Annotated in this window: 17 protein-coding genes, 2 pseudogenes and 1 riboswitch; of the genes and pseudogenes, 9 read left to right on the top strand and 10 right to left on the bottom strand. The window is 57.4% G+C overall.

The window, feature by feature from the left end; genetic code table 11:
* Window positions 1-328: 328 nt before the first annotated feature.
* From ENN66_07580 to cobT, 6 genes and pseudogenes are all read left to right on the top strand, one after another.
* Window positions 329-706, top strand: coding sequence for a hypothetical protein (locus tag ENN66_07580; GenBank protein ID HDS16450.1), 378 nt, complete (start codon window positions 329-331; stop codon window positions 704-706).
* 319 nt (window positions 707-1,025) lie between these two features.
* A pseudogene (locus tag ENN66_07575) lies at window positions 1,026-2,897 on the top strand (DUF4445 domain-containing protein).
* Window positions 2,894-3,598 carry a DUF1638 domain-containing protein gene (locus tag ENN66_07570; GenBank protein ID HDS16449.1) on the top strand — a complete coding sequence of 235 codons (705 nt, stop codon included), beginning with the start codon at window positions 2,894-2,896 and terminating at the stop codon, window positions 3,596-3,598. Before ENN66_07575 ends, ENN66_07570 begins: the two are co-directional and overlap by 4 nt.
* A 61-nt stretch (window positions 3,599-3,659) precedes the next feature.
* Window positions 3,660-3,856: riboswitch (cobalamin riboswitch) on the top strand.
* Between the two features lie 251 nt (window positions 3,857-4,107).
* Window positions 4,108-5,216: pseudogene (gene trpD, locus ENN66_07565) on the top strand (anthranilate phosphoribosyltransferase).
* Window positions 5,217-5,432, top strand: coding sequence for a hypothetical protein (locus ENN66_07560; GenBank protein ID HDS16448.1), 216 nt, complete (start codon window positions 5,217-5,219; stop codon window positions 5,430-5,432).
* A gap of 227 nt (window positions 5,433-5,659) precedes the next feature.
* On the top strand, window positions 5,660-7,768 hold the full coding sequence (gene cobT, locus ENN66_07555) for a nicotinate-nucleotide--dimethylbenzimidazole phosphoribosyltransferase (GenBank protein ID HDS16447.1): 2,109 nt from the start codon (window positions 5,660-5,662) through the stop codon (window positions 7,766-7,768).
* A 101-nt stretch (window positions 7,769-7,869) separates the two neighbouring features.
* Here the strand turns inward: cobT and ENN66_07550 are convergent, their stop codons facing one another.
* Window positions 7,870-8,223, bottom strand: coding sequence for a hypothetical protein (locus ENN66_07550; GenBank protein HDS16446.1), 354 nt, complete (start codon window positions 8,221-8,223; stop codon window positions 7,870-7,872).
* A 227-nt stretch (window positions 8,224-8,450) separates the two neighbouring features.
* Between ENN66_07550 and ENN66_07545 the strand changes: the two genes are divergently transcribed.
* Together ENN66_07545 and ENN66_07540 are read left to right on the top strand one after the other, a co-directional pair.
* The gene (locus ENN66_07545) at window positions 8,451-8,777 is read left to right on the top strand and encodes a nitrous oxide-stimulated promoter family protein (GenBank protein ID HDS16445.1); all 327 of its coding nucleotides are present in this window, start codon (window positions 8,451-8,453) and stop codon (window positions 8,775-8,777) included.
* A gap of 256 nt (window positions 8,778-9,033) precedes the next feature.
* Entirely contained in the window at window positions 9,034-10,344 is a 1,311-nt protein-coding gene (locus ENN66_07540; GenBank protein ID HDS16444.1) for a cytochrome C, read from the top strand.
* A gap of 219 nt (window positions 10,345-10,563) precedes the next feature.
* On the opposite strand, the gene ENN66_07535 is transcribed toward ENN66_07540, so the two are convergent.
* The 3 genes from ENN66_07535 to ENN66_07525 are packed head-to-tail and all read right to left on the bottom strand — an operon-like array spanning window position 10,564 to window position 16,360.
* A complete protein-coding gene (locus tag ENN66_07535) occupies window positions 10,564-13,665 on the bottom strand; it encodes an efflux RND transporter permease subunit (protein ID HDS16443.1) in 3,102 nt (1,033 codons plus the stop codon).
* The gene (locus ENN66_07530) at window positions 13,662-15,215 is read right to left on the bottom strand and encodes a PepSY domain-containing protein (protein ID HDS16442.1); all 1,554 of its coding nucleotides are present in this window, start codon (window positions 15,213-15,215) and stop codon (window positions 13,662-13,664) included. The genes ENN66_07535 and ENN66_07530 overlap by 4 nt, the downstream gene beginning before the upstream one ends.
* Entirely contained in the window at window positions 15,212-16,360 is a 1,149-nt protein-coding gene (locus ENN66_07525) for an efflux RND transporter periplasmic adaptor subunit (protein ID HDS16441.1), read from the bottom strand. Before ENN66_07525 ends, ENN66_07530 begins: the two co-directional genes overlap by 4 nt.
* 241 nt (window positions 16,361-16,601) lie before the next feature.
* Here ENN66_07525 and ENN66_07520 point away from each other — a divergent pair, with 241 nt between their 5' ends.
* On the top strand, window positions 16,602-17,153 hold the full coding sequence (locus ENN66_07520; GenBank protein HDS16440.1) for an HPP family protein: 552 nt from the start codon (window positions 16,602-16,604) through the stop codon (window positions 17,151-17,153).
* A 47-nt stretch (window positions 17,154-17,200) separates the two neighbouring features.
* On the opposite strand, the gene ENN66_07515 is transcribed toward ENN66_07520, so the two are convergent.
* The 6 genes from ENN66_07515 to ENN66_07490 all read right to left on the bottom strand — a co-directional run bounded on the left by ENN66_07515 (window position 17,201) and on the right by ENN66_07490 (window position 22,729).
* A complete protein-coding gene (locus tag ENN66_07515) occupies window positions 17,201-18,865 on the bottom strand; it encodes a methyl-accepting chemotaxis protein (protein HDS16439.1) in 1,665 nt (554 codons plus the stop codon).
* A 65-nt stretch (window positions 18,866-18,930) separates the two neighbouring features.
* On the bottom strand, window positions 18,931-19,476 hold the full coding sequence (locus tag ENN66_07510) for a hypothetical protein (GenBank protein ID HDS16438.1): 546 nt from the start codon (window positions 19,474-19,476) through the stop codon (window positions 18,931-18,933).
* A 118-nt stretch (window positions 19,477-19,594) separates the two neighbouring features.
* Entirely contained in the window at window positions 19,595-19,885 is a 291-nt protein-coding gene (locus ENN66_07505) for a hypothetical protein (protein ID HDS16437.1), read from the bottom strand.
* Between the two features lie 65 nt (window positions 19,886-19,950).
* Window positions 19,951-21,531: a cytochrome C gene (locus tag ENN66_07500; protein HDS16436.1), complete on the bottom strand. Its 1,581-nt coding sequence runs from the start codon at window positions 21,529-21,531 to the stop codon at window positions 19,951-19,953.
* Between the two features lie 71 nt (window positions 21,532-21,602).
* Entirely contained in the window at window positions 21,603-22,001 is a 399-nt protein-coding gene (locus ENN66_07495; GenBank protein ID HDS16435.1) for a hypothetical protein, read from the bottom strand.
* 14 nt (window positions 22,002-22,015) lie between these two features.
* Window positions 22,016-22,729, bottom strand: coding sequence for a DUF4405 domain-containing protein (locus tag ENN66_07490; GenBank protein HDS16434.1), 714 nt, complete (start codon window positions 22,727-22,729; stop codon window positions 22,016-22,018).
* Between the last annotated feature and the right edge of the window lies 1 nt (window position 22,730).

The raw sequence follows: 22,730 nt of genomic DNA, 5'->3' as shown, positions 1-22,730 counted from the left end.
TTCATTTTCTTCGGAATACGTTTCCAGTTGGGGTACTCTTTTTTGAGTTGTGCTCTCACTTCGTTTTTGATATCTTTACGGAGCATGGAAAACCTCTATTTTGGGCTGATGTTTTGTGGTGATCATTGATGCCCATTATAGAGGTTTCCCTGCATTAAGTAAATGTTATTATTGATATTTTATCCAATCTTTGCAACACCTTTCTTTATTCCCCTTAGCAATGAAGATGACGATAATCTGGCCTCCATGGGGCGCAAATTACTGGACTTTTGAGCCCGCTGCGGCGATGACTTATATGTAGGGCCCGTGGGAATTCTCCCTCAAGCTGATGTATGATTTCAGCACTCGGCAGAACGACTGCCCGACGATCTACGAATTTAACGTCGATCGCACCCCGGGGCAGGAGTTTCACGCCGATTACTCCGTCTCCCGGAAGTTCGGCGAAAGCCTGCGGCTCGGCGTGAGTGGCTACGGTTACACGCAGGTGAGCGATGACAAATACCACGCCGGCGCCGATGTGCCGCAGCCGGTGCGCGAGCTGTTGGCGGCGGACGAGGATAACCATTCGCGGGTACTGGCCGCCGGGCCGGGTTTATGGTATAATTGGGGCAAGTTGTTTATCGAACTTCGGAGTCAGTGGGAATTCGCCGCCCGCAACAAAACCGAGGGCTCCAGTCACTGGCTCAAGATCACGGGTCAATTCTGAGGTTGATGGTATCGTCAGCGGCTACATTCCACTCCTTGTGTAGCACTTCCCGGGGGATGAGGCGTATTACTTCTCTGGCCGCTTCATCCCCCGGGGCGGGCGTGTTTCCCGTACCTTGGGAAGCTTGTCAGGCCCGCCTTTTCAAGGGGTGGTTGACAATTAGGCATGACTTTTTTACAATTATAATTTATTTCAGCGGTTGATGGCTTAAGGTTTGATGAAAACGAAATGTGCTCGTCGGGTGGTCGGCTTCCTAAAGGTTGGTTTTTTTCAGGAAGCCTGGGAACCGTCCGCCGGCGGGCTCGGGCAAGAGGTTGATTTGAACTGAGTGATGGAATTACAGCCGGTGGGTTTGCGGGTTCCCCTGGAGCCCGGCGAGAATCTGCTGCTCGCGATCCGTCGGGCGATGGTCGTTGGCTACGAACAGCTTTATGCCCCCTGTGGCGGTCAGGGGACCTGCGGTCAGTGCCGAGTAAAGGTGCGCCATGGTTCCGTAATCCAACCCACCCGAAACGAGCTTCAGCGCTTCAGCGCCGAAGATTTGGCCGGCGGCTACCGCCTGGCCTGTCAGGTACAGCCTTTGGGATCCCCCAAGGTGGAGGTGCCGGCTGAGAGTGTGGCCGGAAATCAGCAACTCTAGGTTGAGGGCGAGGCTCGCGCGTTGGAAGTCTCGTCTCGGGTGCGGACTGAAACCGTTCTCCTGCAAACGACGACCGTCGATTATCCGTTGACGGTTTGGGCACAGCTTCGGCAAGCATGGTCTGAACCGGATCAGGAAGCGCCGCTGAGTGTCGGCCTGGAACTGTTGCGTCGGGTGCCCGCCCGGGCTCAGGCCGGCGCCGTCCACCTTTTGTTACGGGAAGGTGAATTGCTCGATATCCGGCTTGAGGATCCGCCTTTTGCGCCGCTGGGTTTGGCGGTGGATCTTGGTACAACCAAGATTGCCGCTTTTCTGGTCGATCTTATTACCGGTGAACAGCTGGCCGCCGATGGGATCATGAATCCTCAGATCCCCTATGGTGAAGACCTGATGAGTCGCCTGGCTTACGCCCTTTCAGGAGAGAAGGCCCGTGCAGAACTGAGCCTCGTGGCGGCCCAGGGCATCGACTGCCTGATGGCTGCCTTGCTGGCGGCGGCCGGCCGGGCTCGGGAAGAGGTGTACGAGCTTGTGATCGGGGGGAATCCGGCGATGCATCATCTCTTGCTGCGCCTGCCGGTGGAACAGTTGGGACGGGCGCCCTACGTCCCGGCGATTTCGAGCCCACTGCTTTGTCCTGCCGCCGATCTCGGTATTCAGGGCGCGCCGCAGGCTCAGGTGCATCTGTTGCCCGCGGTCGCGGGTTTCATCGGCGGCGATCATCTGGCCATGATTCTCGGGGCCGACCTTCATCTGGCCCGAAAGATCGTCCTCGGTCTGGATATCGGCACCAATACCGAAATCGTGCTCGTCCACGAAGGGCAGCTGCTGTCTTGCTCCTGTGCCTCGGGACCGGCCTTCGAAGGCGCGCATATTCATCAGGGCATGCGTGCGGTCGAAGGCGCCATCAGCCGGGTGCGGATGGACTCAGGGGGCATGGAGATTCACTATGAAACCATTGGCAAAACGCGTCCCCGAGGCTTCTGCGGCTCGGGAATTCTCGATGGCGTGGCCGAACTGGTCCGCTTGGGTATCGTGAGCGGCAGGGGGCTGCTGGACAAAAACCATGTCCGGGTGCGGCTCTTCGGCCAGGCGGGGCTGGCTTTTAACCTGGTAGCCGGGGCCGAAAGCGGCGCCGGTCGGGAAATCGTTATCACGCAGAAGGATATTTCCGAGATTCAGCTGGCTAAAGGGGCCGTGGCCGCCGGTATTGAAATTCTGTTGCAGGTCGGCAAGGTCGATCTGCAACAGCTGGATCAGATTGTGGTGGCCGGGGCCTTCGGTACCCATTTGGATATCGAAAGCGCGATTCGGGTAGGCTTGTTACCGGACCTGCCCAGAGAGCGTTTTCGTCAGGTCGGCAATGCCGCCGGCGTCGGGGCGCAAACGATCCTGCTGTCGGCATCCCGACGCCGAGAAGTGGTTGCCCTGAGCCGGCGCTTGCGTTGTCTGGAGCTGACCCGTCGCCGGGAGTTTTCCGGAGTTTTTGCCCGGGCCCTTCGTTTCCCCCAAGCTTTTGCTTTTCGACCGGCAAATGAGAGGCCGATCAGTTGATGCAGCCGAATGAAACAGCCGGCCGTAAGGCCGGGGATGCCAAGCCCACCCGTCAGAAGATTATCGGTTGTCCGGTGGTCCTGGAGGCTCTGGCTCCTTACCTGACGGTGGAGACCGAGACTCAGGCCCTGGACGCCGGTCTCCATGTGCGGCCGGAATCCTTGCGGCTGGAGTTGCAAAAGGTGATCGATGCCTCTGGAGCAAACTTCAGCGCCGTGATCCTGGCCTATGGTCTCTGTTCCGGGGCCGCGGATGGGATCACGGCCGGCGGGTGTCGGCTGGTGATTCCCAAGATTGACGATTGTATCAGTCTGTTCCTTGGTTCCAGACAGGAGTATCGTCGGCTGGTCCTGGCCGATCCGGGAACCTATTATCTGACCCGAGGCTGGATCGATGCCGCCATCACTCCCTTCGATGACTATCAGGCGATGGTGGCGCGTTGGGGTGAAAAACGCGCCGAGTATCTGATGGGAATCATCCTGAAAAACTATAAGAGATTGGTTTTTATTCGGGCCGAGCCCGGCGCGGGGCTCGAAACCTACGAGGTCTATACTCGGAAAATCGCGCAAAAATTCAATTTGCGGGCTGAGTTCATGACGGGTTCGGCCGATCTCATGCAGAAACTGGTTCGAGGTCCATGGGGCGATGATTTTGTGGTCGTGCCTCCCGGCCGAACCTTAACCAGAAAGGATTTTAATTAACGTGTGGCGGCATCGTGAATCTGGGTTTCGTCGCCGCACCAAAGCTTAAAGACAGATTACTTACCTTAAAAAAGGTCTGGGTGCGGGCGGGGCTTGAAGCTTCGCCCGGTAAAAGGAAAGATGGTGCAAAACCATCGCGAGCCAGCCTTCGCTGTAAACGGTGACGAAAGCCGCATAATGCCACTGGGAAACCGGGAAGGCGCGGTCAAGTAGGATGATTCGTAAGCCAGAAAGCCTGCCCAGACTATCACAGCCAGCGACGTATTGTCAGGTGGACAAATCGCCGGTTTTTATTCGTGGATGCACGCTGGTAGCGTTCCGGTGAAGTGCGGGTACTTAAAGCCCGTGAGTTTGCCGGGGAATGCATATTAGAGCGTCGTTCATCTTCTCTTCCTCGCTTTTATCATTCCTGTTGGCCAAATTAATGGTTGCGGTCGCCCGCGAGGCTATTGCTTGCGACGGCCGGGCCGATCAGCCATCTGCCCCGATGATGGTGGAAAGGAGTGTCTATGCTAAGCGAAAACGATCGTCAGTTCGGAGGACTTATCGGCCGTCTGCTCAGAAAAGAAAACCTGAGCCAGGCCGAAGCTCGGGCCGCTTTTACCCTGGTTTTGCAGGACGGCACCACCGAGATGCAGCAAGGAGCCTTTCTGGCGGCGCTGGCCGCCAAGGGGGAAACCGCCGCCGAGGCGGCCGGGGCCTGGGAGGCGATCTATCTGTGCGATACCAACAAGGTGGATCTGGGTGAGGATTTGGGGGTCGTCGAGAACAGCGGCACGGGTATGGACTCGTTTAAAACCTTCAACATCAGTACCGCGGCCTCGATCCTGGTCGCCGCGGCCGGGGTGGGGTCCGTATGGCCCGTCACGGCGCTTGCGCCACTACCTCGGTTTGCGGAACCGTCGATATGGCCGAGATGCTCGGCGTCAATGTCGAGTGCGAGGTCGACCTGGTGGCCGCCAGTATCCGAAAAAGCGGGATTGGTCTTTTCAACGGCATGAGCCCCAAGGTCCATCCGTAGGGCTTGGGCCGCATCCTGTCGCGGATCGCCTTTGGTTCGACTCTGAACATCGCCGCCTCCCTGGCCAATCCGGCCTTGCCTCAGCGGGCCGTTCGGGGAGTCTTTTCCCCGGCCCTGCTGCGTCCTGTAGCCGAGGTCATGCAGGCTATCGGTTATCGTCGGGCCTTGGTTCTGCACGGTCGGATTGACGGTTCCGACAAGGGCATGGACGAGGCTTCGGTCTGCGGTCTGACCGAAGCGATCGAGATCACCGAACAGGGAGATTTGCTGGAGCTCGCCTTTCGGCCGGAAGATTTCGGCTTGTCGTTGCAGCGGGCCGCGGCCTTGACGCCTAAAGCCGACCGGGTGGGCGAGGCCCGCGCCTTTGTCGGCTTGTTGAAGAATGAAGGCTCCGCCGCGCGGCGCGCGGCGGTCGTTATGAATGCCGGCCTGATCAATTATGTGGCCGGCCGGGATGACACTCTTGTCGTAGGGATGGCAAGGGCCAGGAAGCATCTCGAAGACGGCAATGGCTACGCCGCGCTTACCGGCTGGGTCGCCGCGCAGAATCTGGATCCGAAAAAGGGCCTTGCCAGGCTGCAAGCCCTGGAGGCCTAAATGGCAGAGCTTGAGTTGTTGGTGCTGAAGGTTGGTGACTCATACCTGCGCCTGAGCGGGGATGACTGCCGTGAGGTTTTGCTGGCTCAGGCAAGTGTTTTTCCTCTTAGTGAAACCGAGACGGTGCGGCGGTTGTTGGCCCAGGTCCGATCAGGCCTCTTCCCCAGCGCCGTTATTCGTCGGCTGGAGTTGCGAGAGGGTCCGTTTCCGGATTAGCCGGGTCGGCATCGTCGTTGTTTTCAGCTGACCTTTAAGAGGTGAACATCAGGAAAATCTTAGAATCCGACCTGATGTCTGAAAGAAGTCGGGATCGTGTCGCCGGGTTTTTCGGGTCGGTTGAATGGTTACCATAAAGTTTCGCTTCCGGTTGGAAAAGCCGGAACCGGTAAAGGATCGGAGCGTGAGGACTCAGCGCCGCGCGATTCCGGGGATGAGGTGGCTTTGTGCAATTGTTATTGAAAGGGCGGCAATGTTTGGAATTAGTTGCCGAGCCTCAAGCGAGCGACACCCCGGCCGTTGGCGCCTGGGTGAAACTTAAGGTGGTGTACTGCGCGGTTTGTCGGGCCGACGCCAAGATGTGGGAAGAGGGGCACCGTGACGTGGTCTTGCCGCGCGTTCAGGGGCATGAAATTGTGGCTGAAGACGATGCCGGCAAACGCTATGCCATCTGGCCCGGTTCGAGTTGCGGCGCTTGCGATTTTTGCCGTCGTGGCCGGGAAAATCTCTGCGCGGAGATGAAGATTCTCGGTTTTCACCTTGATGGTGGTTTCTCGGATTCCATTATGGTGCCGAAAGGTTCGATGATTCCGCTTCCGGCGGGCTTGCCTGCCCGGTTGGCAACCTTTGCCGAACCGGTTGGTTGCGCCATCAATGCCCTGCGTCGGCTGGCGCTTGGCGCGGGTGAGCGTATCGTTATTTACGGGGGCGGGACCATGAGGATTATTGCCGGACTCTATGCCGCGCATCTGGGCGCGGTGCCGACGATTGTCGAAAAAAACGAGGAAAAGCTGGTCCGGATTCGGCCGCTGCTGGATGAACGCGGCATCAGGTGTGTCAAGGATACCACCGAGAGCTCCTTCGCGGCGGCCCTCAATGCCTGTTCGGATCCGATTGCCTTCAACCTGGCGATTGCCAAGTTGGCCCGGGGCGGCCGCTTGTCTTTTTTCAGCGGCCTGGGGAAAAACGCCAAGATCGAGACCAATCTCCTCAACCTTCTGCATTACCGTGAGATTCAGCTTTGCGGCGCTTACGGCCTGACCGTCGGCCATCTGCGGGAGGCCCTGACTTTCATTCAGGAGCGGCGGGATAGCTTTGCGCGCCTGGTCGAGAAACAGATTTCGTTAAGCGAGGTTCCCCAGGTGTTGGCCGAAATTTTAAACGGCAAGTGTCTGAAATACATTGTCGATTTGCGAACTCCGTCACTCGATGTTTCAGCGGACAGGACCGCGCTCCGGTTTCAGGTCGGAGAAGGTGATCTGCCCGGGGAAAAGGGCGGGAATGCGTTGTCGGCTCTGACCGCGTCGGTCAAGGCCGTGGACGAGGGGCTGCGGGCCGCCGCCGTGCGAAAGATCGACGGCAAGACCAAGCCCCTCGGAGCCCTGGGAATGATAGAAAACCTGGCCGTCAGCCTGGCCCTGATTCAGCAGAATCTGAGTCCCCGCATCGAAAGAAAGGCGGTTTTTGTTTTCGCGGCCGATCACGGCATTGCCGAAGAGGGGGTTTCGGCCTTTCCGGCCGAGGTGACTCAGCAGATGGTGCGGAACTTCCTGCGGGGAGGAGCGGCGATCAATGTCTTGTGCCGTCATCACGGCATCGATCTCAAGATTGTGGACATGGGGGTCAATGCCGATCTGGAGCCCCATCCTTTGCTGATCGCGGCAAAAATCAGAAAAGGCACCAGAAATTTTGCTTTGGAGCCCGCCATGACCCGCTTCGAGGCCCGTCAGGCGCTGCTGACCGGCGCCCGCGTTTTTGACGAAGAATTTGCCCGGGCGCCGATTTCCATTGTGGGCTTGGGTGAAATGGGCATTGCCAATACCACCTCCGCTTCCGCCATCGTCTGCGCCGTGACCGGGATCTCGCCGCGCGCGGCCGCCGGGCGGGGAACGGGACTGGATGATTGCGGGCTCGAACATAAAATCAAGGTCTTAAGCAAGGTCCTGGCGATGCATGAGATTGACGGTCGGGATGGCCTTGAGGTCTTGAGAACCTTTGGTGGTTTCGAGATCGCCGGCATCGCCGGGGCGATTCTGGCCGCGGCCGCTAAAGGTTGCGCGGTGGTGCTGGACGGGTTGATTTCGACGGCCGGCGGTCTGATCGCCGGTCTGCTGCAACCGGCGGTCAAGGGCTATCTGATTTCAGGGCATCGTTCGGTAGAGGTTGCCCAGGGCGCGGCCCTGAACTACCTTGGTCTTTCGCCCGTAGTCGATTTTGGCATGCGGCTGGGAGAGGGCACCGGAGCCGCGATGGCTATCGACGTGGTCGCGGCCGCCGGTTGTATCATGTCGGAAATGGCATCGTTCGAGGAGGCGGGTGTTTCCCGACGTTCTTAGTTCATCGGCGAATACGGAACCCGGCCAAAATTTATGATAATTTAACCCCAACCTGATCCCATAGAGGTTCTTCAAGAAACTGGAGACATAATACTTATTTCTCAGTTTACCAAGGTCATTGTCTGGCCATTATCCGCCGACCGACATCTTGGGGGGACAGGGCAAAACCGGCGCAGATCCGGCAGCAATTCATCCTCGTCAATCCCGCCTTTCATTTTCAGAAGCACCAGCTCTTTTTTTTCGACCCCAAAGTAGCGGGCCAGCAGGCTGTTGAAGCTGGTTGCCAGGAGGTAAGTGTCGGCGGCAAAATGGTTGCCGGGGTCATACTCGCGCTGTCGGAAACAGTGGCAACTCGGTGCCGCCCGGAGCAGGCCGGGTGCGGCAGCCGGAATGATGGCCAGGATGATGGCAGTGACGATCGCGGTTGTCGCCGGTGAAATTTTCAGCTCTGACATGATTACCTCGATTTCATGATCGGCACCGGGGCGTTATTTGGCCAAACCGGAAGTCTCGGGAGTGCGTTCGGGTGGAACTTTCGGCATGGTGTGGTGTGATCGCACCATAGTCCGCTGCGAAAGGAAAAACCTTGACTCAAGTCAAGCCGTATTTTCGTTAAATACGTTAGATGAGTCGGGCCGGTGGAGTGATCCCGCCGGAAAATTCCGCTTTTTCTTTAAGGAGAATGACCATGAGCACGAAGGATGAAGCCTACACCTTGAAACTGATGTTGGTCATGTATTGCCGGGAGCATCATGGCGTTGCTGAAGATTTATGTGAAAATTGCCGGGAACTACTGGCTTACGCCGCAGGCCGCCTGGCCCGCTGCCCACTGGGTGATCGGCGGACGACCTGCGGCAAATGTCCGATTCACTGTTACCGCCCGGACATGAAAGAAAGCATAGTCAAGGTGATGCGTTACGCCGGGCCGCGGATGGCCCGGCATCATCCCTGGTTGGCGCTGAAACATTTTTGGCGGGCTCGCTTTAGTCGGCGCGGGGGCGTCAACTGAAAGGGGGCTTACAGCTTCTTTGACAACTCAATTTTTTCTGCCCGTTTAGCACCCCGCCCGAGCTTTGGCCCGGCTGAGGTGACAAAATTAACATAAAGTTAACCTTGAATTCAGGTTGGTGAAAGAGTAAACTAAAGTTCATTCCCGGAAACGGGGAAAGGCCGACGTAGGGGCGAGCCCCGTGGCCTGGGCCGCGTCTTACGGCTTAGGGTATTCTGTCAGGCGTTCGTTAACCAATTTAACAAGGAGGAAATCGATGAAAACAGGTAAATGGTTTTTCTGGGGATTGCCGGCGGCGGTTATCTTGTTCTGGACGGCGCCGCTGTGGGCCGATGTCTGCATCGACTGTCACAGCCGGAAGTCACCGGGTCAGGTACAGGACTGGAAACTGAGTAAGCATTCGACAAACGGCGTCGGCTGTGTCGATTGCCACGGCGACAAACACCGGAACGCGGCCGATTACAAGCTGGCGGTGCTGCCGGACGAGCATGTCTGCAAGGAATGCCATGAAGAACAGTTCAATTCGTTTGCCATGGGCAAACATAATTTCGGTTGGACCTCGCTCAACGCCCTGCCGATCACCCACGTCGAGCCCGACGAGCTCATGGAAGGCGGTCGCGGCTGCGGCGGCTGCCACAACATGGGCATCAAGACCGAGGCCCAGAAACAGGAACAGCGGGCCAAGGGCTACCGCTATCAGAATAATTCCTGTGATGAATGCCATACCCGGCATACCTTCTCGAAGAAGGAAGCCCAGGATCCTCGGGCCTGTCAGCAATGTCATATGGGCTACGACCATCCTCAGTGGGAGATGTGGTCGAGCGCCAAACACGGTACCCGCTGGCAGGTGCGTGAAGCCGGCCGGCTGCCAGCCGACGCTCCGGCCCCGACCTGCCAGGAATGTCATTTGCCCGACGGTACCCACAATAATCACACCGCCTGGGGTTTTCTCGGCGTGCGCCTGCCGCTGCCCGAAGACAAACAGTGGGCCGCGGACCAGGTTACGATTCTCAAGGCTTTAGGTGTCCTCAATCCCGAAACCGGCCAGCCCACCGCCCGTCTCGATGCGGTCAAGGCCGTCGATCTCGCCCGTCTGACCCAGGAAGCCTGGCAGACCGAGCGCGACAAGATGATCAAGACCTGCTCGAAATGTCATTCCGAAAGTTACGCCAAAGAACAGCTGGCCATGGGTGACACCATGCTGATGAAGGCCGACCGTCTCCTGGCCCAGGCCATCGACATCGTGGCCGGACTCTACAAGGACGGCATTCTGCAGAAGCGCGAAGCTCAGCCCTTTGCTTATCCGGATTTTCTTTATTTTATGAGAACAGATTACGCCCATGCCTCGGGTGACAGCTACAAGGAACTTCCCGCCGGGATGAGTTCCATCGAGCAGACCCTGTTTGAGATGTACATGAAACATCGGATGCGCACCTACCAGGGGCATTTTCATGTTAATCCCGATTACGCCTACTGGTACGGCTGGGCGATGATGACCAAGGATCTGGGCAAAATTAACGACGATGCCAAGAAAATGCGGGTTTTGCACGAGCTAAAGAAAAAATAGTTTTTTCCGGCCGAGTGTTTAGCAGCGAAAGCGGGCGTAGGCATATGCCCGCTTTCGCTTTTTTATTTTTGCGGAGGATGCAAAAAGGAATGATATGTCGAGTTCCGGCATGTTATAGAATGCGGCAATATGTTGACGGCTGCTCGCATCCGTTTATTTCTTTTCCGAGCGGTTGTCGAAAAGGTATTTTTCGCTTGCGAGAAACGCCTTTTTTATTTTTCAGGCTCGGCGCAGTTTTTGTTTTAGCCGGTCGATTCCGGCGTAAAGAGCCGGCACCCAGGCTAAAGTGAGAAAGGTTGCGACCAGCAGCCCGGCAATCGCCACCACCGCCAGCGGCGAGAGTCGTTCAAGGCCGACGGCTGACTGGGCCGCGATCGGCAGCATGCCGGCGACGGTACTTAAGGCGGTCATCAGAATCGGCCGGGTGCGCCGGCGGATGGACTCTTCGACGGCTTCATCCAGAGAACGGCCCTGGGCCCGGGCGCTCTCGATAAAATCGACCAGCAGAATCGAGTTGTTGACGACGATGCCGGCCAGCAGAATCATACCCATGGCCGCCGGCATGCAGAAATGGCGGTCAAGCAGGAGCATGCCCCAGGGCACGCCGATAAAGGCTAAAGGAATGGCGCTCATGATGATCAGGGGCCGGGTGAAAGAGGAAAAAGTGACGACCATGGCGAAGTAGAGCAGAAGCAGCGCCAGGCCCAGGGCCCGGCCGAGATCGGCGAAACTCTCCTGCATGTGGCGGATTTCGCCTTCCTGAGTGATCTGGTAAGCGGCCGGCAGCGGCAGGTCGGCGAGCCGGGCCTTGACCTGATCCTGAAGCTGGGTAATCGCTGACTCGCCGCCGCGATAGCCACGGATATCGACCACCGGCATCAGATCCTGACGGGTAATGCGGGTCTGCCGGAAAACCCGGCCGAACTCGGCGATCTCGGCCAGGGGAACTACCCCTTCAGGGCCCGCGATCTGCAGGCTTTCGAGGTCGGCGACATGGCCAAATCCGGTCGGGTCAAAGCGTAGCCGTACCGGATAGCCGTCCTGGCCGGGCACCAAAAAGCGCGAGGCGATGCGGCCGTTGGTGGCGGTCGTCAGGCTTGCCGAAACCTCATCTGGCGACAGGCCCCAACCGGCCAGACGGGCTTCATCGAGGGTGACGGTGATTTCCTTTTTCGACCAGTCCCAGGAACGCGAAACCGTGGTCAGCCCCCGTACCCGGCGCAGCCGTTGTTCAACCTCGGCGGCCAGCCGATCGAGCTGCCGGGGATCGGGGCCTGAGACCATGACGTCAATTGGGGCCGCGATTGACGATAAAGGGGTAGCCCCGTAATCGTAGACATCGGCCCGCTTGAGGTTGGCAATCCCGGCAAATTCCCGCCGCAGTTCCTCCTCGATTTCCCAGATCGATTGTTCCCGGGCAAAACGATTAACGAAATGGACGGTGATCAGGCCCTCCTGCGCTGTGCGCTCGGAACCGAAACTGATGACAGCGGGCTCGGCTCCGACCACGGTCGCCATCCGCACAAACCCCGGCCGGGCCATGATCCGCTGTTCCATGGCCGCCACCACCTTTTCCGTGACCGCCAGTGGCACGTTGGGCCAGACCTCGAAGTCGATCTTGACGATGCCGGTATCCATGGGCGGCATCAGGTCGCGGCCGGCCAGAGGCAGCTGTTTGAGGCTAAGCGGCAGCAACACCAGCAGCCCCGCCAGCATGAGCCAGCCTTTTTTGCCGCGGATCAGCCTAAAGCAAGAAACCATGAACTCCTGCAGGGGGAACAGCCAGGCGTCGGTGCCGCGGGCGCAGATTTTTTCCAGCCGCTTGCGGTCGCGGCCGGTCTTCATCAGTTTCGGGGCGAGCAGGGGAATCACCGTGATCGAAACGATGTAGGAGGAAAACAAAGCCAGTGCCAGAACCACGGTCAGAGGTCGAAGAATCTTTTCGGAATAGCCGCCGACAAACATGATCGGAATCAGCACCACCAGGGTGGTGGCCGTGCCCGCGAAATCGGCGAGCATGATTTCCCGGGTGCCGTCGATCGCGGCCTGAAGGCGGGATTTGTCGCCGCCGGCGGCGTGGCGGTCGATGTTTTCGATGACGACGATGGCGTCGTCGACCAGCAGCCCCACCGCCAGGATGACGGCGGTCATGGTGACGATATTGAGCTCGTAGCCGATCAGCTTCATGCCCGCGAAGGTCAGCAGAAAGGTGAAGGGAATTGAAATCGCGGCCAGCAGGATGGGGCGCAGCCGGGCCATCAGGAGGAAAATCACCAGGACGGTAAGCAGCATCGAGTCACGTAAAGCGTCAAGGAGGTTGTCCACCGAGGTGGCGATCAGTTCGCCCTGGGTGTCGACGATGGTAAATTCCAGATCGGGAAAGGCGGCCGCGATTTCCGGTAGAGATTTTCTCAGGACTTCAAGGGCGGCGCTTACCGATTTGCCTTCGCCGCGCAGGATGTTGAGGCCGATGGCGGGACGGCCGTTGCCCCGGAATAAGGAGAGCGGCTCCTCGACGGTGGTAATGATTTCGGCCACGTCCCGGACATAGACCGCCCCCCCGCTGGGGTCGCGGGCAAGGACAATATCCGCCAGCTCATGGCGAAGCCTGCGCTCGCCGCGCAGGCTGATGACCTCTTCACCGGTTGCCGAGCGCAGCCAGCCGCTCGGCAGGTTGCGATTAGCGGCGAAAACCGCCGCCTGAATCTGATCCGCCGTCAGCCCGTAACGGGCCAGGCGATCGCCTTGTAGGCGGAGCTGAATCTCTGGCTGCCGGCCGCCGAAGACCTCGACATCGGCGATTTCCGGTACCCGCAGCAGGGCCTCCTGGACCTGGTTGTCGCAGAGCTGACGCACCTTGTCCAGGTCTAAGAGCGACCCCGGCCGCGGGGTCACTGCCAGGGTCTGGACCGGAGTGGTGGCGTCGCTGACCCGAAAGATCCGGGGCGGCAGGAGCTCGGGCGGCAGACTCGCCCGAATCCGGTCGAGGGCGGAACCGACATCGGCGACCGCCGCGTCCAGCGACTTACCGTAGTCGAATTCGACCCGGACGGCGGCGATTTCATCGCGAACCGTGGCCTTGACCGTACGATAGCGATCCAGGCTCGCCAACTCCTTTTCCACCGGCCGGGAAACCTGGTCGGCGACATCCTCGGCCGTAGCCCCGGGCCAGCTGAGAATCACCGCCACCTGCGGGTAGTTGGCGTCGGGAAAGAGATTGAGCGGCAGGGTTTTGAAACTGATCAGCCCGAAAACGCAGCCCAGCAGAATCAGGGAAATGACGGCATGGGGTTTTTTCAGATAAACAGCCACCCAGTTCATGGTTTTCTCCGTTTAGAGCCCCCGTTGATTTTTTTCTTCAGCCAGAGCAGCACGCCACTCAAAGTGATCAGGAAGAAGGCCAGCCAGCCCAAAGGGGTAATCAGCCAGTAAAACTGCCCGATGAATTGTTCGAAAATTCGCCCGTTGTGGAGTTCAAAGAGAGCGTGCCAGAGAGAAATGCGGCTTTGTTCGGCCAGAAGAGCGGGCATCTGCGGGGTGATTTCCTGGTTTACATTTAAAGGCTTGATTCCACTTTCGTAGTCTACCGCCAGTACGGGCCGATCCTTGAAAATCGCGACTCCGGTTACCATGATCGCCCGTCCCCAGTCGGGAACATTGGCCTGCTTGCCGGCTTTTAAATGTATCACGTTGTTGCTGCTGGTATCCCAGAGGTAAAGCCCGCTGAAGGAACCAAGCAGAAGTTGTTCAGAGCCAATATTGGTGAAGACCTGAACCCCCATGCCATGAATCGGAACGGTATCGGGAAGTCGGATGAATTCTCTGCTGCCGTCGAGCGGGCCGCTGAAAAGACCGTTTTTCGTGGCGATAATCAGTCGTTTACGGCTTTCAAGATAAGCGGCCCGGAGAATTTGTTCCCGCCAGGGATTGTCGGCGTCTTTATCCGCGAGCAGACAAGCCGGAGTCGCGAGGCGGACGATGGTCACCAATAGCGGGGGAAAGGAAAAGGCTCCGGAAAAAATCAGGATGGAAATAAACAGGGCGCTAACCACGCCCAGATTGCTATGCCAGTGAAAATTAAAAAAGAAAAATTTTCCGCTGAAAATTGTTTTTTTATGCAGTTTTTTTCTTTGGCGCGTATACCAGATTACCAAGCCAGACAGACTGAGAAAGATCAGAATCAGGCCGATGCCGTCTGCAAACAGTTTACCGTAAAAACCCAGGATGGAACCATCATGTACCTTTCTTAGCCAGCGAAAAAGAGGCAGGTGTTGGAAGATCGATGCTTCAACCGGTAGAGGCAAGGATCTGAAAATAAGCTTTTCGCTGCTTATCTCGGCCTTGAAGGCAAGACTGTCGGTAAAAGCGAGAATCAGGTTGTCGACCTGGAGAAGGTCGAGGACCCTGGCCTGGCTCAGCACCGGATGATCGACCTTCTGCCACTGTTGCTCTTGCCAGTAATAAAGCCCGGATCTGGTGCCCGCAAAAAGAATTTCTTTGCTTCCGTTATTGGCCAGGAGAAGGCTGAAGGTATCTTTTGCATAACTTGCCGCAGGAAAACCACCTGCCAGCCGAGTAAAGCTTTTTCCCCGATCGAGGCTTTGCCAGACCCCCTCTTTTCCACCAACCAAGAGAAGGTTGTCATCGAAGCTGGAAAATTGGGCGCAGCGCCAGCTCATTCTGTTCCAGTTGCGATACTGATAGTTATCCGGCATCAGACGATTGGAAAAAGACAGGTTTTTTATAGCCTCCGGATGATTGAGGGCGATGCCGCTCAGAGCCATCCAGAGACCATACAGCAGAACCAGCAGACCCAGATATTTATGGATTTGCTTGAGCGCGTTGTGGTAGCGGGAGTTTTTCATTTTCATGAGTTGTCACCGGCAGTCGTTGCGGGGATTGTCCTGGAAACAGCTTCAGCCGCCGGCATGATTTCGACCCCGTCTCCCAGGGTCAGGAGCAGGGATTCAGGTCCGGCCGCCAGTCGGTCAGCTGTCGTCAAGGAACCCTCGACTACCACTTGGGAAGCCAGGCGGCCGCGAACCGCGACCGGCCGAGACAAAATCATTTGTTTGACGCCGACAACGAAAACCATGGCCTCGTTCCCGGTTTCCAGGAGACAGTCGGCATCAATAATCCAGCCCTCGGGCTCGGCTACGGTCAGATCGACACCGACCTCGGCGTAGCTGGGCAGGTTGAAGGGTCGGTTCGGAACCTTGATTTCCACGGTTGCGAGTTTACCGGCGATTATCGCCGGATAAATCCGTTCGACTGTAGTTGCTTGGCTTTGCTCTCCCAGACTAAGTCTGGCCGGGGCCGCGACGGCCAGATGGGCGGCGGTTTCCTGGGGCGTCCGGAGCAGAATTTTGTAGCCCCGTTCCGGTTCTTCGATCCGCAGCACCGGGGTGCCGATATGCACCAGATCCCCGACTTCCACGAGGCGCTCGCTGACTATCCCGGCGAACATCGCCTCAAGATGGGTGAAAGACAGCTCAACCGTGGCCGCCGTCAGTTCCTCCTTTAGTCGCCGCAGTCGGCTGGCGGCCAGACTGACGGCCAGTTCGGCTTCATCGAGGGCCTCCTGGGAGACCGCCCGTTTGCCGATAAGCCCTCGTCTGCGGTCGCGGATGGTTTCCCTGATGGCCAGATCTTCCCGGGCCCCGTCCAGTTCCGCCGCCAAGGCCTTTTGCCGGGCCGCGGCCAGACGCGGATCGATGTCGGCGACGATCTCGCCCTTTTCCAGGCGGTCGCCGACATCCTTGGTGAGTGAGGTAATATAACCGGTGGTCTGGGCCGTCAGCCGAGCTTCGGCTTCGGGTTCAATGACGCCGAGGTAATGTCGGGTCACGGCCAGTCGCCCCCAATGCGCGGATTTGATGGTTACCGCCACCGGCCGGATCGACGGCGTCGGCCGGGTGGCAAGTTCTGCCTGCCGGCGCTTGACCAGCAGGACCGCGGCCAGGATCAGCAGCATGACAACCACTACCGTCGCCAGGCGGAGAAGTATCTTTTTCATAGCAAAACGCTCCAAAAGTTGATTGCTTGCGGACTCAGGTTGGGGGCAACCTGTGCTGGTGAGTTGCGCGCATTTCTATGCCAGCTTTCCCCCTGCGAGAGCATTGATCTAAGTCAAGGACTTTTTCTTCAGGGTTGATATACAATTCCCATCAACGAAGGCCAAGACGGGAGCGGGCCCCGCAACCTCATTTAAATATCTGTAAAGTGATCTGTAAGGCGGAAAAAAAAGGAGAATCGGCATGCGCGACGGGCAGCTTTCATATCTGGAAAAAATGAAGGGCGGCGGCCAGAGTCCGCCGCGGGTTGGCATCGCCGAGGTGGTCTGGTCCTGGATTGGATCTTTTTTGGGGATTGCCGCGGTCGGATTACTGCACTTCAAGGTTTTGGATCAGACCGGGCTGGTGATGGTCATCGGTTCATTCGGGGCTTCGGCCGTCCTGATCTACGGGGCCATCAAGAGCCCTCTGGCCCAGCCGCGCAACCTGATCGGCGGGCATGTGCTGTCCGCCCTGGTCGGGGTAGTTTTTTTCAGGCTGACCGGTCAGCAGCCCTGGCTGGCTTCAGCCCTGGCGGTCTCATCTGCCATTGCCCTGATGCATCTGACCAAGACCCTGCATCCTCCGGGAGGGGCTACCGCCCTGATCGCGGTAATCGGTGGTGATGCCATCCATCGTCTGGGCTTTCTCTACGCTTTGATCCCGGCCGCTTCCGGAGCTCTGGTCATGCTCCTAATCGCCCTAGCCATCAACAATCTTCCCAGAAATCGGCGTTATCCCGAATTCTGGTTCTAGTTCTCCTGTCATTGGGTGAGTGACTTATCCCGTATCGTGGTTTAACTTCAGCTTGTCAGTTTGAATTGGTTCATAGATGAGTTGAACTGGTCGGCGAGTTTGGAAAGCTGCTTGGAAAAAGTCAGTAACTCCCGGCCGCCATCGTCAAGCTCGTTGGCTGAATGGCTGACCGCGCTGATATCTTTGGCGACTTCGGTGGCGACCTGACTGCCCTGACTGATATTGTCGTTAACGTCGGCCATCTCCTGGGATGATTCAGAAACGCTGTCGGCAATCTCTTGGGTGGCCTGAGACTGCTCGTTGACTGCGGTGGCAATTTCGTTGACGAGGTTATTGATCTCTTTAATGATCTCGGATATCTGCACAATATCCTGCTTCGTGACCTCAGTGAAACCCTGAATCCCTCGAACTTTAGCTGTAATCTCATCGGTGGCCCCGGCGGTCTGCATGGCCAGGGCTTTGATTTCGTTGGCAACCACCGTAAAGCCCCGGCCCGCTTCCCCGGCACGGGCGGCTTCGATGGTGGCGTTCAAAGCCAGGAGATTGGTCTGAGCGGCAATTGCAGTGATGGTTTCGCTGACATTGCCGATAGCGATGGCGGCCTGATTTAATTCTTTAACTTTTTCTCCCGAAGCTTTTGATTTTTTGACAGCTTCTAACGTTATTTGCCGGGCGCGGCTACTGTTGCCGGCGATTTCCGCGATGGTTCCGGTCATGCTTTCCGCGGCATTGCTTACCCGGCCGATATTGGCGGAAGTTCTCTCGACGGCATCATTGATGGAGGAAAAGTTGACATTCATCTCTTCCGCCGCAGCTGAAACCGCACGGGATCGTTCCGCGCTCTCCCAGGCTTCGGCCGCGATTTTATCGGCAATGCCTTCCAGGGCCGCTGCCAACTGATGCAACGAGGTGGTTTTCTCCTTGACGGTGGCAAACATCTGCGCGAGGTTTCTGACCATGGCATGGAGATTCCTGCCGATGGCTCCCAGTTCATCGTTGCCGGCGATGGCGGCATTGACGGAAAAATCGCCAGTTCCCAGGCGATCCGCGAAGCGACCAATCTCGGCAATACGTCGCACAATCGAACCAGCCAGGAGAAAGGCGCCAATAAATAAAGCGGCACCGGCGGCCAGGCCGATCATCTGGCTGAGCAGGAGCTGGCGCACCCGGTTTTCCGACTGCTTCTGCATCATGCCGACAGCCTTGTTCATCTCCTGGAGCAGGGGGAGATTGTCGGACAATACGGCCTGTAGATTCTTTTGCGTATCGCCGCTGTTGCTGATGATCAGATCCAGATTCGCAAAAAAGGCGTTTTTCAGTTCCTCGACTTTGGCCAGTTGAGAGTAAGCCGGTTCTTCGGCTTTGGGGCAGTCACGAAAAGCCCCCTTGTCCAAGTCCAGAGTCAGAGGGGCGCGGCCTGAGTCTTTCAGGGCGGTAAGCGTCTGTTCGAAAACCGCCATGGTGTTTTTCAGGTCAGCGGTCAGTTTCGGTAAAATCTCCGTCCTGGTTGCCCCTCGGGCCAGAAAAAGATGCAGTGCCTCTTTTGTCATCTTCTGGGTCAGCATCCGCTGACGGCCGGCGAGATTGATCAGTAAACCGTCATGTTTCTGGCCCCTGGTGGTGTTTAGAGTCTGCAAAAACATCACGACAACAATCAGTATCAGTCCGCCGAGGCTCAAACCCAGTTTGGTTTTAATGGACAAACTTTTCACGAATTTTCTCCAGACATTGACAGCGCCAGACAGGTTCTTGCTCGGGGTCGGAAGCTGACTCCGAGCTATTTCAGATTATTTTCGTAAGTTTCTATACGCTTAATTTTTCTCAGTTGCAAGACGAAATCATCAAAAAGCTGCCGGCGCAGACGGTGATTCAATTCTGTTTCCGCTACGGCGTAACTGGCGACCGCGTGTTCGGCCTGGTAGCTCTCGATCGCTTCACGAGTGGCGGTGCCGGGTTTTACAACCTTTTCGGTCAGCAGTTTACGCAGGGCAAAGGCCTCTTGTTCTCCCTGGTCGAGTCGGCCGTGACTTTTTAATTCCGGCGCCGCAAAATAGCCCAGCTTCTGCGCCTCTTCGAGCAGCAGACGCCGGTTGATCAGGTTTTGAAGATGTCGGCCCCGGGTCTCATGATCGCATTGGGCGAAAGCACTCTCCTGGTGAAAGAGTTTGAGATAGTCGTCAAAATCGGCGACCGTGATCTGATCCCCGTCAATGTTTGCCAGAACGACGCCGGCGGCATCACTTTCCGCCGCGGCCGGGGTGAGGCCGGCAAGCGGACATAGAAGCGAAAGCATGAAGGCAAAATATATCGTAAGCAAGCGCATAAGCTTTACTCCTGGTTCGACTGATGGCTGAGTACGGAACAGATAAAGGCCGAAGTCCCGGCGAGACTTCGGCCTTTGGGGGCATATCTTTATCGATAACGAGACAGCGCCGGGATGATCAACCGGAACCGGTGGTCAGATCCAGGGAGAGGATGTACTCGTCGATTTTTTCCAGGTCTTCGGGCTTGATTTCCGCGCCGTGTTTGCCCGACATCCGCTGCAAGAGTTTCAGCAGCTGCTGTTGGTTGCCGTGAAACTGCTTGATTTTATCGGCGCTGTGGCATTTGCTGCATTTGACGGTGAACAGCTGCCGGTGCAGCTCGTCCGCGGCGCCGCCGACTGCGGGTGTCAGGATCAGCGCCGCCAGACATCCAGCCAGGCCCCAGCTCATAATCTTTTTCCTCAACATAGTTCCTCCCTCAAATTTCGTTTTGCCGCCGGGTAGGCGTCGGCGACTCCCCGGCGGCAATGGCATTAATGAACATCGCTGAAGGCATCCGGCGACGGTAACTTGAGATCAATCGCCTGGCGCTTTTGTTCGGCCATATCCTTCTCAAAACGCGCCTTGTAGGCTTCGTTGATCGGATGTGGCGGGTACTTGGTGCCGAGATAATGGTCGCGGTTGTTGTAACGCTCCAGCCAGAGTTCCCACTGGGCTGCGGTCAACAGCCCCTGATCGACGGCTTCCTTGACATTGGCCTTGACCTTTTCCCAGTAGTCGGGAATTACCTGGTAAAGCACCGGCAGGCGGTTTCTCTCGGTGCCGATACCCCACTCATTGCCGGGGAAATCGTAAAGCTTGTAGGGCATGAACTTCGTCGGACTGGTACTCTCGGCGATTTTTCTGGCTTCTTCATCGCCGTTCTCGGCCCCCCAGTTGATCATTTCCTGGAGTTTATGCTGCATCTCCCAGATGCCGTGCCACTGAGTGTAATCGGCGCCCATCATTTCCGAGCCGTGGCGGAAGCGGCGGCCTTCGTGATGCCAGGTTTCGTACATCAGCACCTCAGGTTTCTCATCCCAGCCGTTGAGCACCGGATTTGAATAGAATTTATCTCCCAGCTGGATTCGCTTGACCAGCCCGGCGGCGGTGTAGCGCTTATTCCAGTAGACAAAGGAACGGCGGATTTCGTTGTACTGAAGATTGACGAGATCGGCGGTCAGGAGATAAATGTCGGTGAAATTCCGCGAGTGACAGTTGACGCAGACTCCGGCCATCCGTTTCCGTTTGGCCTGCCAGTCGCCGAGTTTTTCATCGAACCAGACGGTTCTGAAACTCCACGGCGCCTGCGATTCCCAGGCCAGCCGGGCGCTGACGTTGTGGGTCTTGGCGACGCCGGGAACCGCGTCCATGTGGCAGGTGGTGCAGACCGGGACTTCATGGGGAATCGGGTCTTTATCGCTGCTGTGATAATCGAGGTTGATCTTGCTCTGGTTGGCCTTGAAAATATTGCCGTGTTTGGACTCCAGATAAAGCTCGATATGAGGATGATCCGGGCCGATATGGCACTCGCCGCAGGTTTCGGGCTGCCGGGCCACGGCCAGGCTGAAACTGTGTTTGGGATGACAGGCGTCGCATTCGCCGACACTGCCGTCCGGCCACATATTGGTGATCTGATGGCACTGCTCGCAGCCATGCTTGGTGCCGATGACGGGCTCGAAAACGGCGCGGTCTGCGTTGGCGTAGATCCAGAAGGGGAAGGCGTGCTTGCTTTCGGTGAATTCCTCGACGATCTGTTTATGACACTTGGAGCAATCTTTGGGAGTCGGGAACTTGGCTACCAGGGTGCTTGATTCGGGACAGGTAAAGGCGTCGAAATCGCCTTTTTCCGCGGTGTGGCACTGAACGCAGTCAATGCCCTTGGCGGCATGTTCACTGCTTTCCCACTGCTCGATCATTTTCGGAGCCACCCCTTTGCGCCGATGGCATTCAAGGCAGGGTTTGGCGGCGTCGCTGACGAAAACCTTGTGTGGTTCCAGACCCACCTTCGCGGCAAATCGGGCCGATTCGAAGCGGGCGACCAGGAACAGGGCCGCGAGCAGAAAAACACACATGATGAAGACCAGCCACTTTTTTGCGTTAACATCCATGTTTATTCTCCCCTTTGGTTAAAATCTCAAGAAATTCAATGCGGAAAAGCTTCCATGATCATCAGGGTGGTAACGAAAACCATGCCGATAACACCGATGATGCTGGGAAGGTTGCGGCTGCCGCTGACTTTGACGAGAAAATTGTCGACCAGGGGCCAGAAGATGAAAACCGCGATCACAATCATGGGTACGAAGAGACCGATTATTTCGGGGGTCAGCTTGATCCACTTGTACATGGGGAAAAAGTACCATTCGGGCTTGATGTGCTCCGGCGTCACCAGGGGGTTGGCCTTCTCGCCGACCTCGACCGGCAGAACGATGGCCAGGACGCAGCAGAGAAAAAAGAGAAAAAGCCCGATGTTGACCTCGGTCAGAACGTGGTCTGGGAAAAAACGGTAGCTGTTTTCGGGATGCCGGGGGGTTGGTTTGGTCATCGGTTTCCTCCTGGTTATTCGTCGCCGTGCGACAGACCGCGCACCACTTCACGCTGGATGCCGACCAGATGTTCGGCCACCCCATGCAGACGGATTAAAATGATATGGACAAAAATCATCAGAAAAATAACGGTGGGGAGCAGGGCGGCATGGAGAATGAAGAATCGGTTCAGGGTGGCCTCGCCGATGACCTCGCCACCGAGCAGAAAACGGGCGAGGAAAGGCCCGATCAGCGGGGTCTTGGTGGCGATGCCGGTGCCGATAGTCATGGCCCAATAGGACATCTGCGTGTACACCAGGGAGTAGCCGGTAAAGGCCACTCCGAAGGTCAGCAGCAGGAGCAGGGCTCCGGTGATCCAGCACAGTTCCCGGGGATGGCGGTAGGCGCCGGTGGCAAACACCCGGATGGCATGCAGGGAAACGGTCACCACCATAATTTCGGCGCTCCAGCGGTGAATCGAGCGCAGCCACCAGCCATAGGGAATTTCCGTGGTAATCCGGAAGACGCTCTCATAGGCCATGTCCGGGTGCGGCACGTAGTGAAAAGCCAGCATGATACCGGTGACCACCAGGATCAGGAACATGATCGCCGGTACGCCGCCGAGGCAGTACCACCAGAGCTTCATATGGCCGGGGAGAATTTCGCCGACCGCTTCTTCCTTGACTTTGCGCCAGTCCACCGGCAGGGTTTTATCAATCCATCCCTGGGTTTGCTCTTGCTTTTCCATG

It is taken from the genome of Pseudomonadota bacterium, assembly GCA_011049115.1.
Taxonomy (GTDB): Bacteria; Desulfobacterota; Anaeroferrophillalia; order Anaeroferrophillales; family Tharpellaceae; genus DSCM01.
This window is presented reverse-complemented; position numbering and strand designations above follow the sequence as displayed.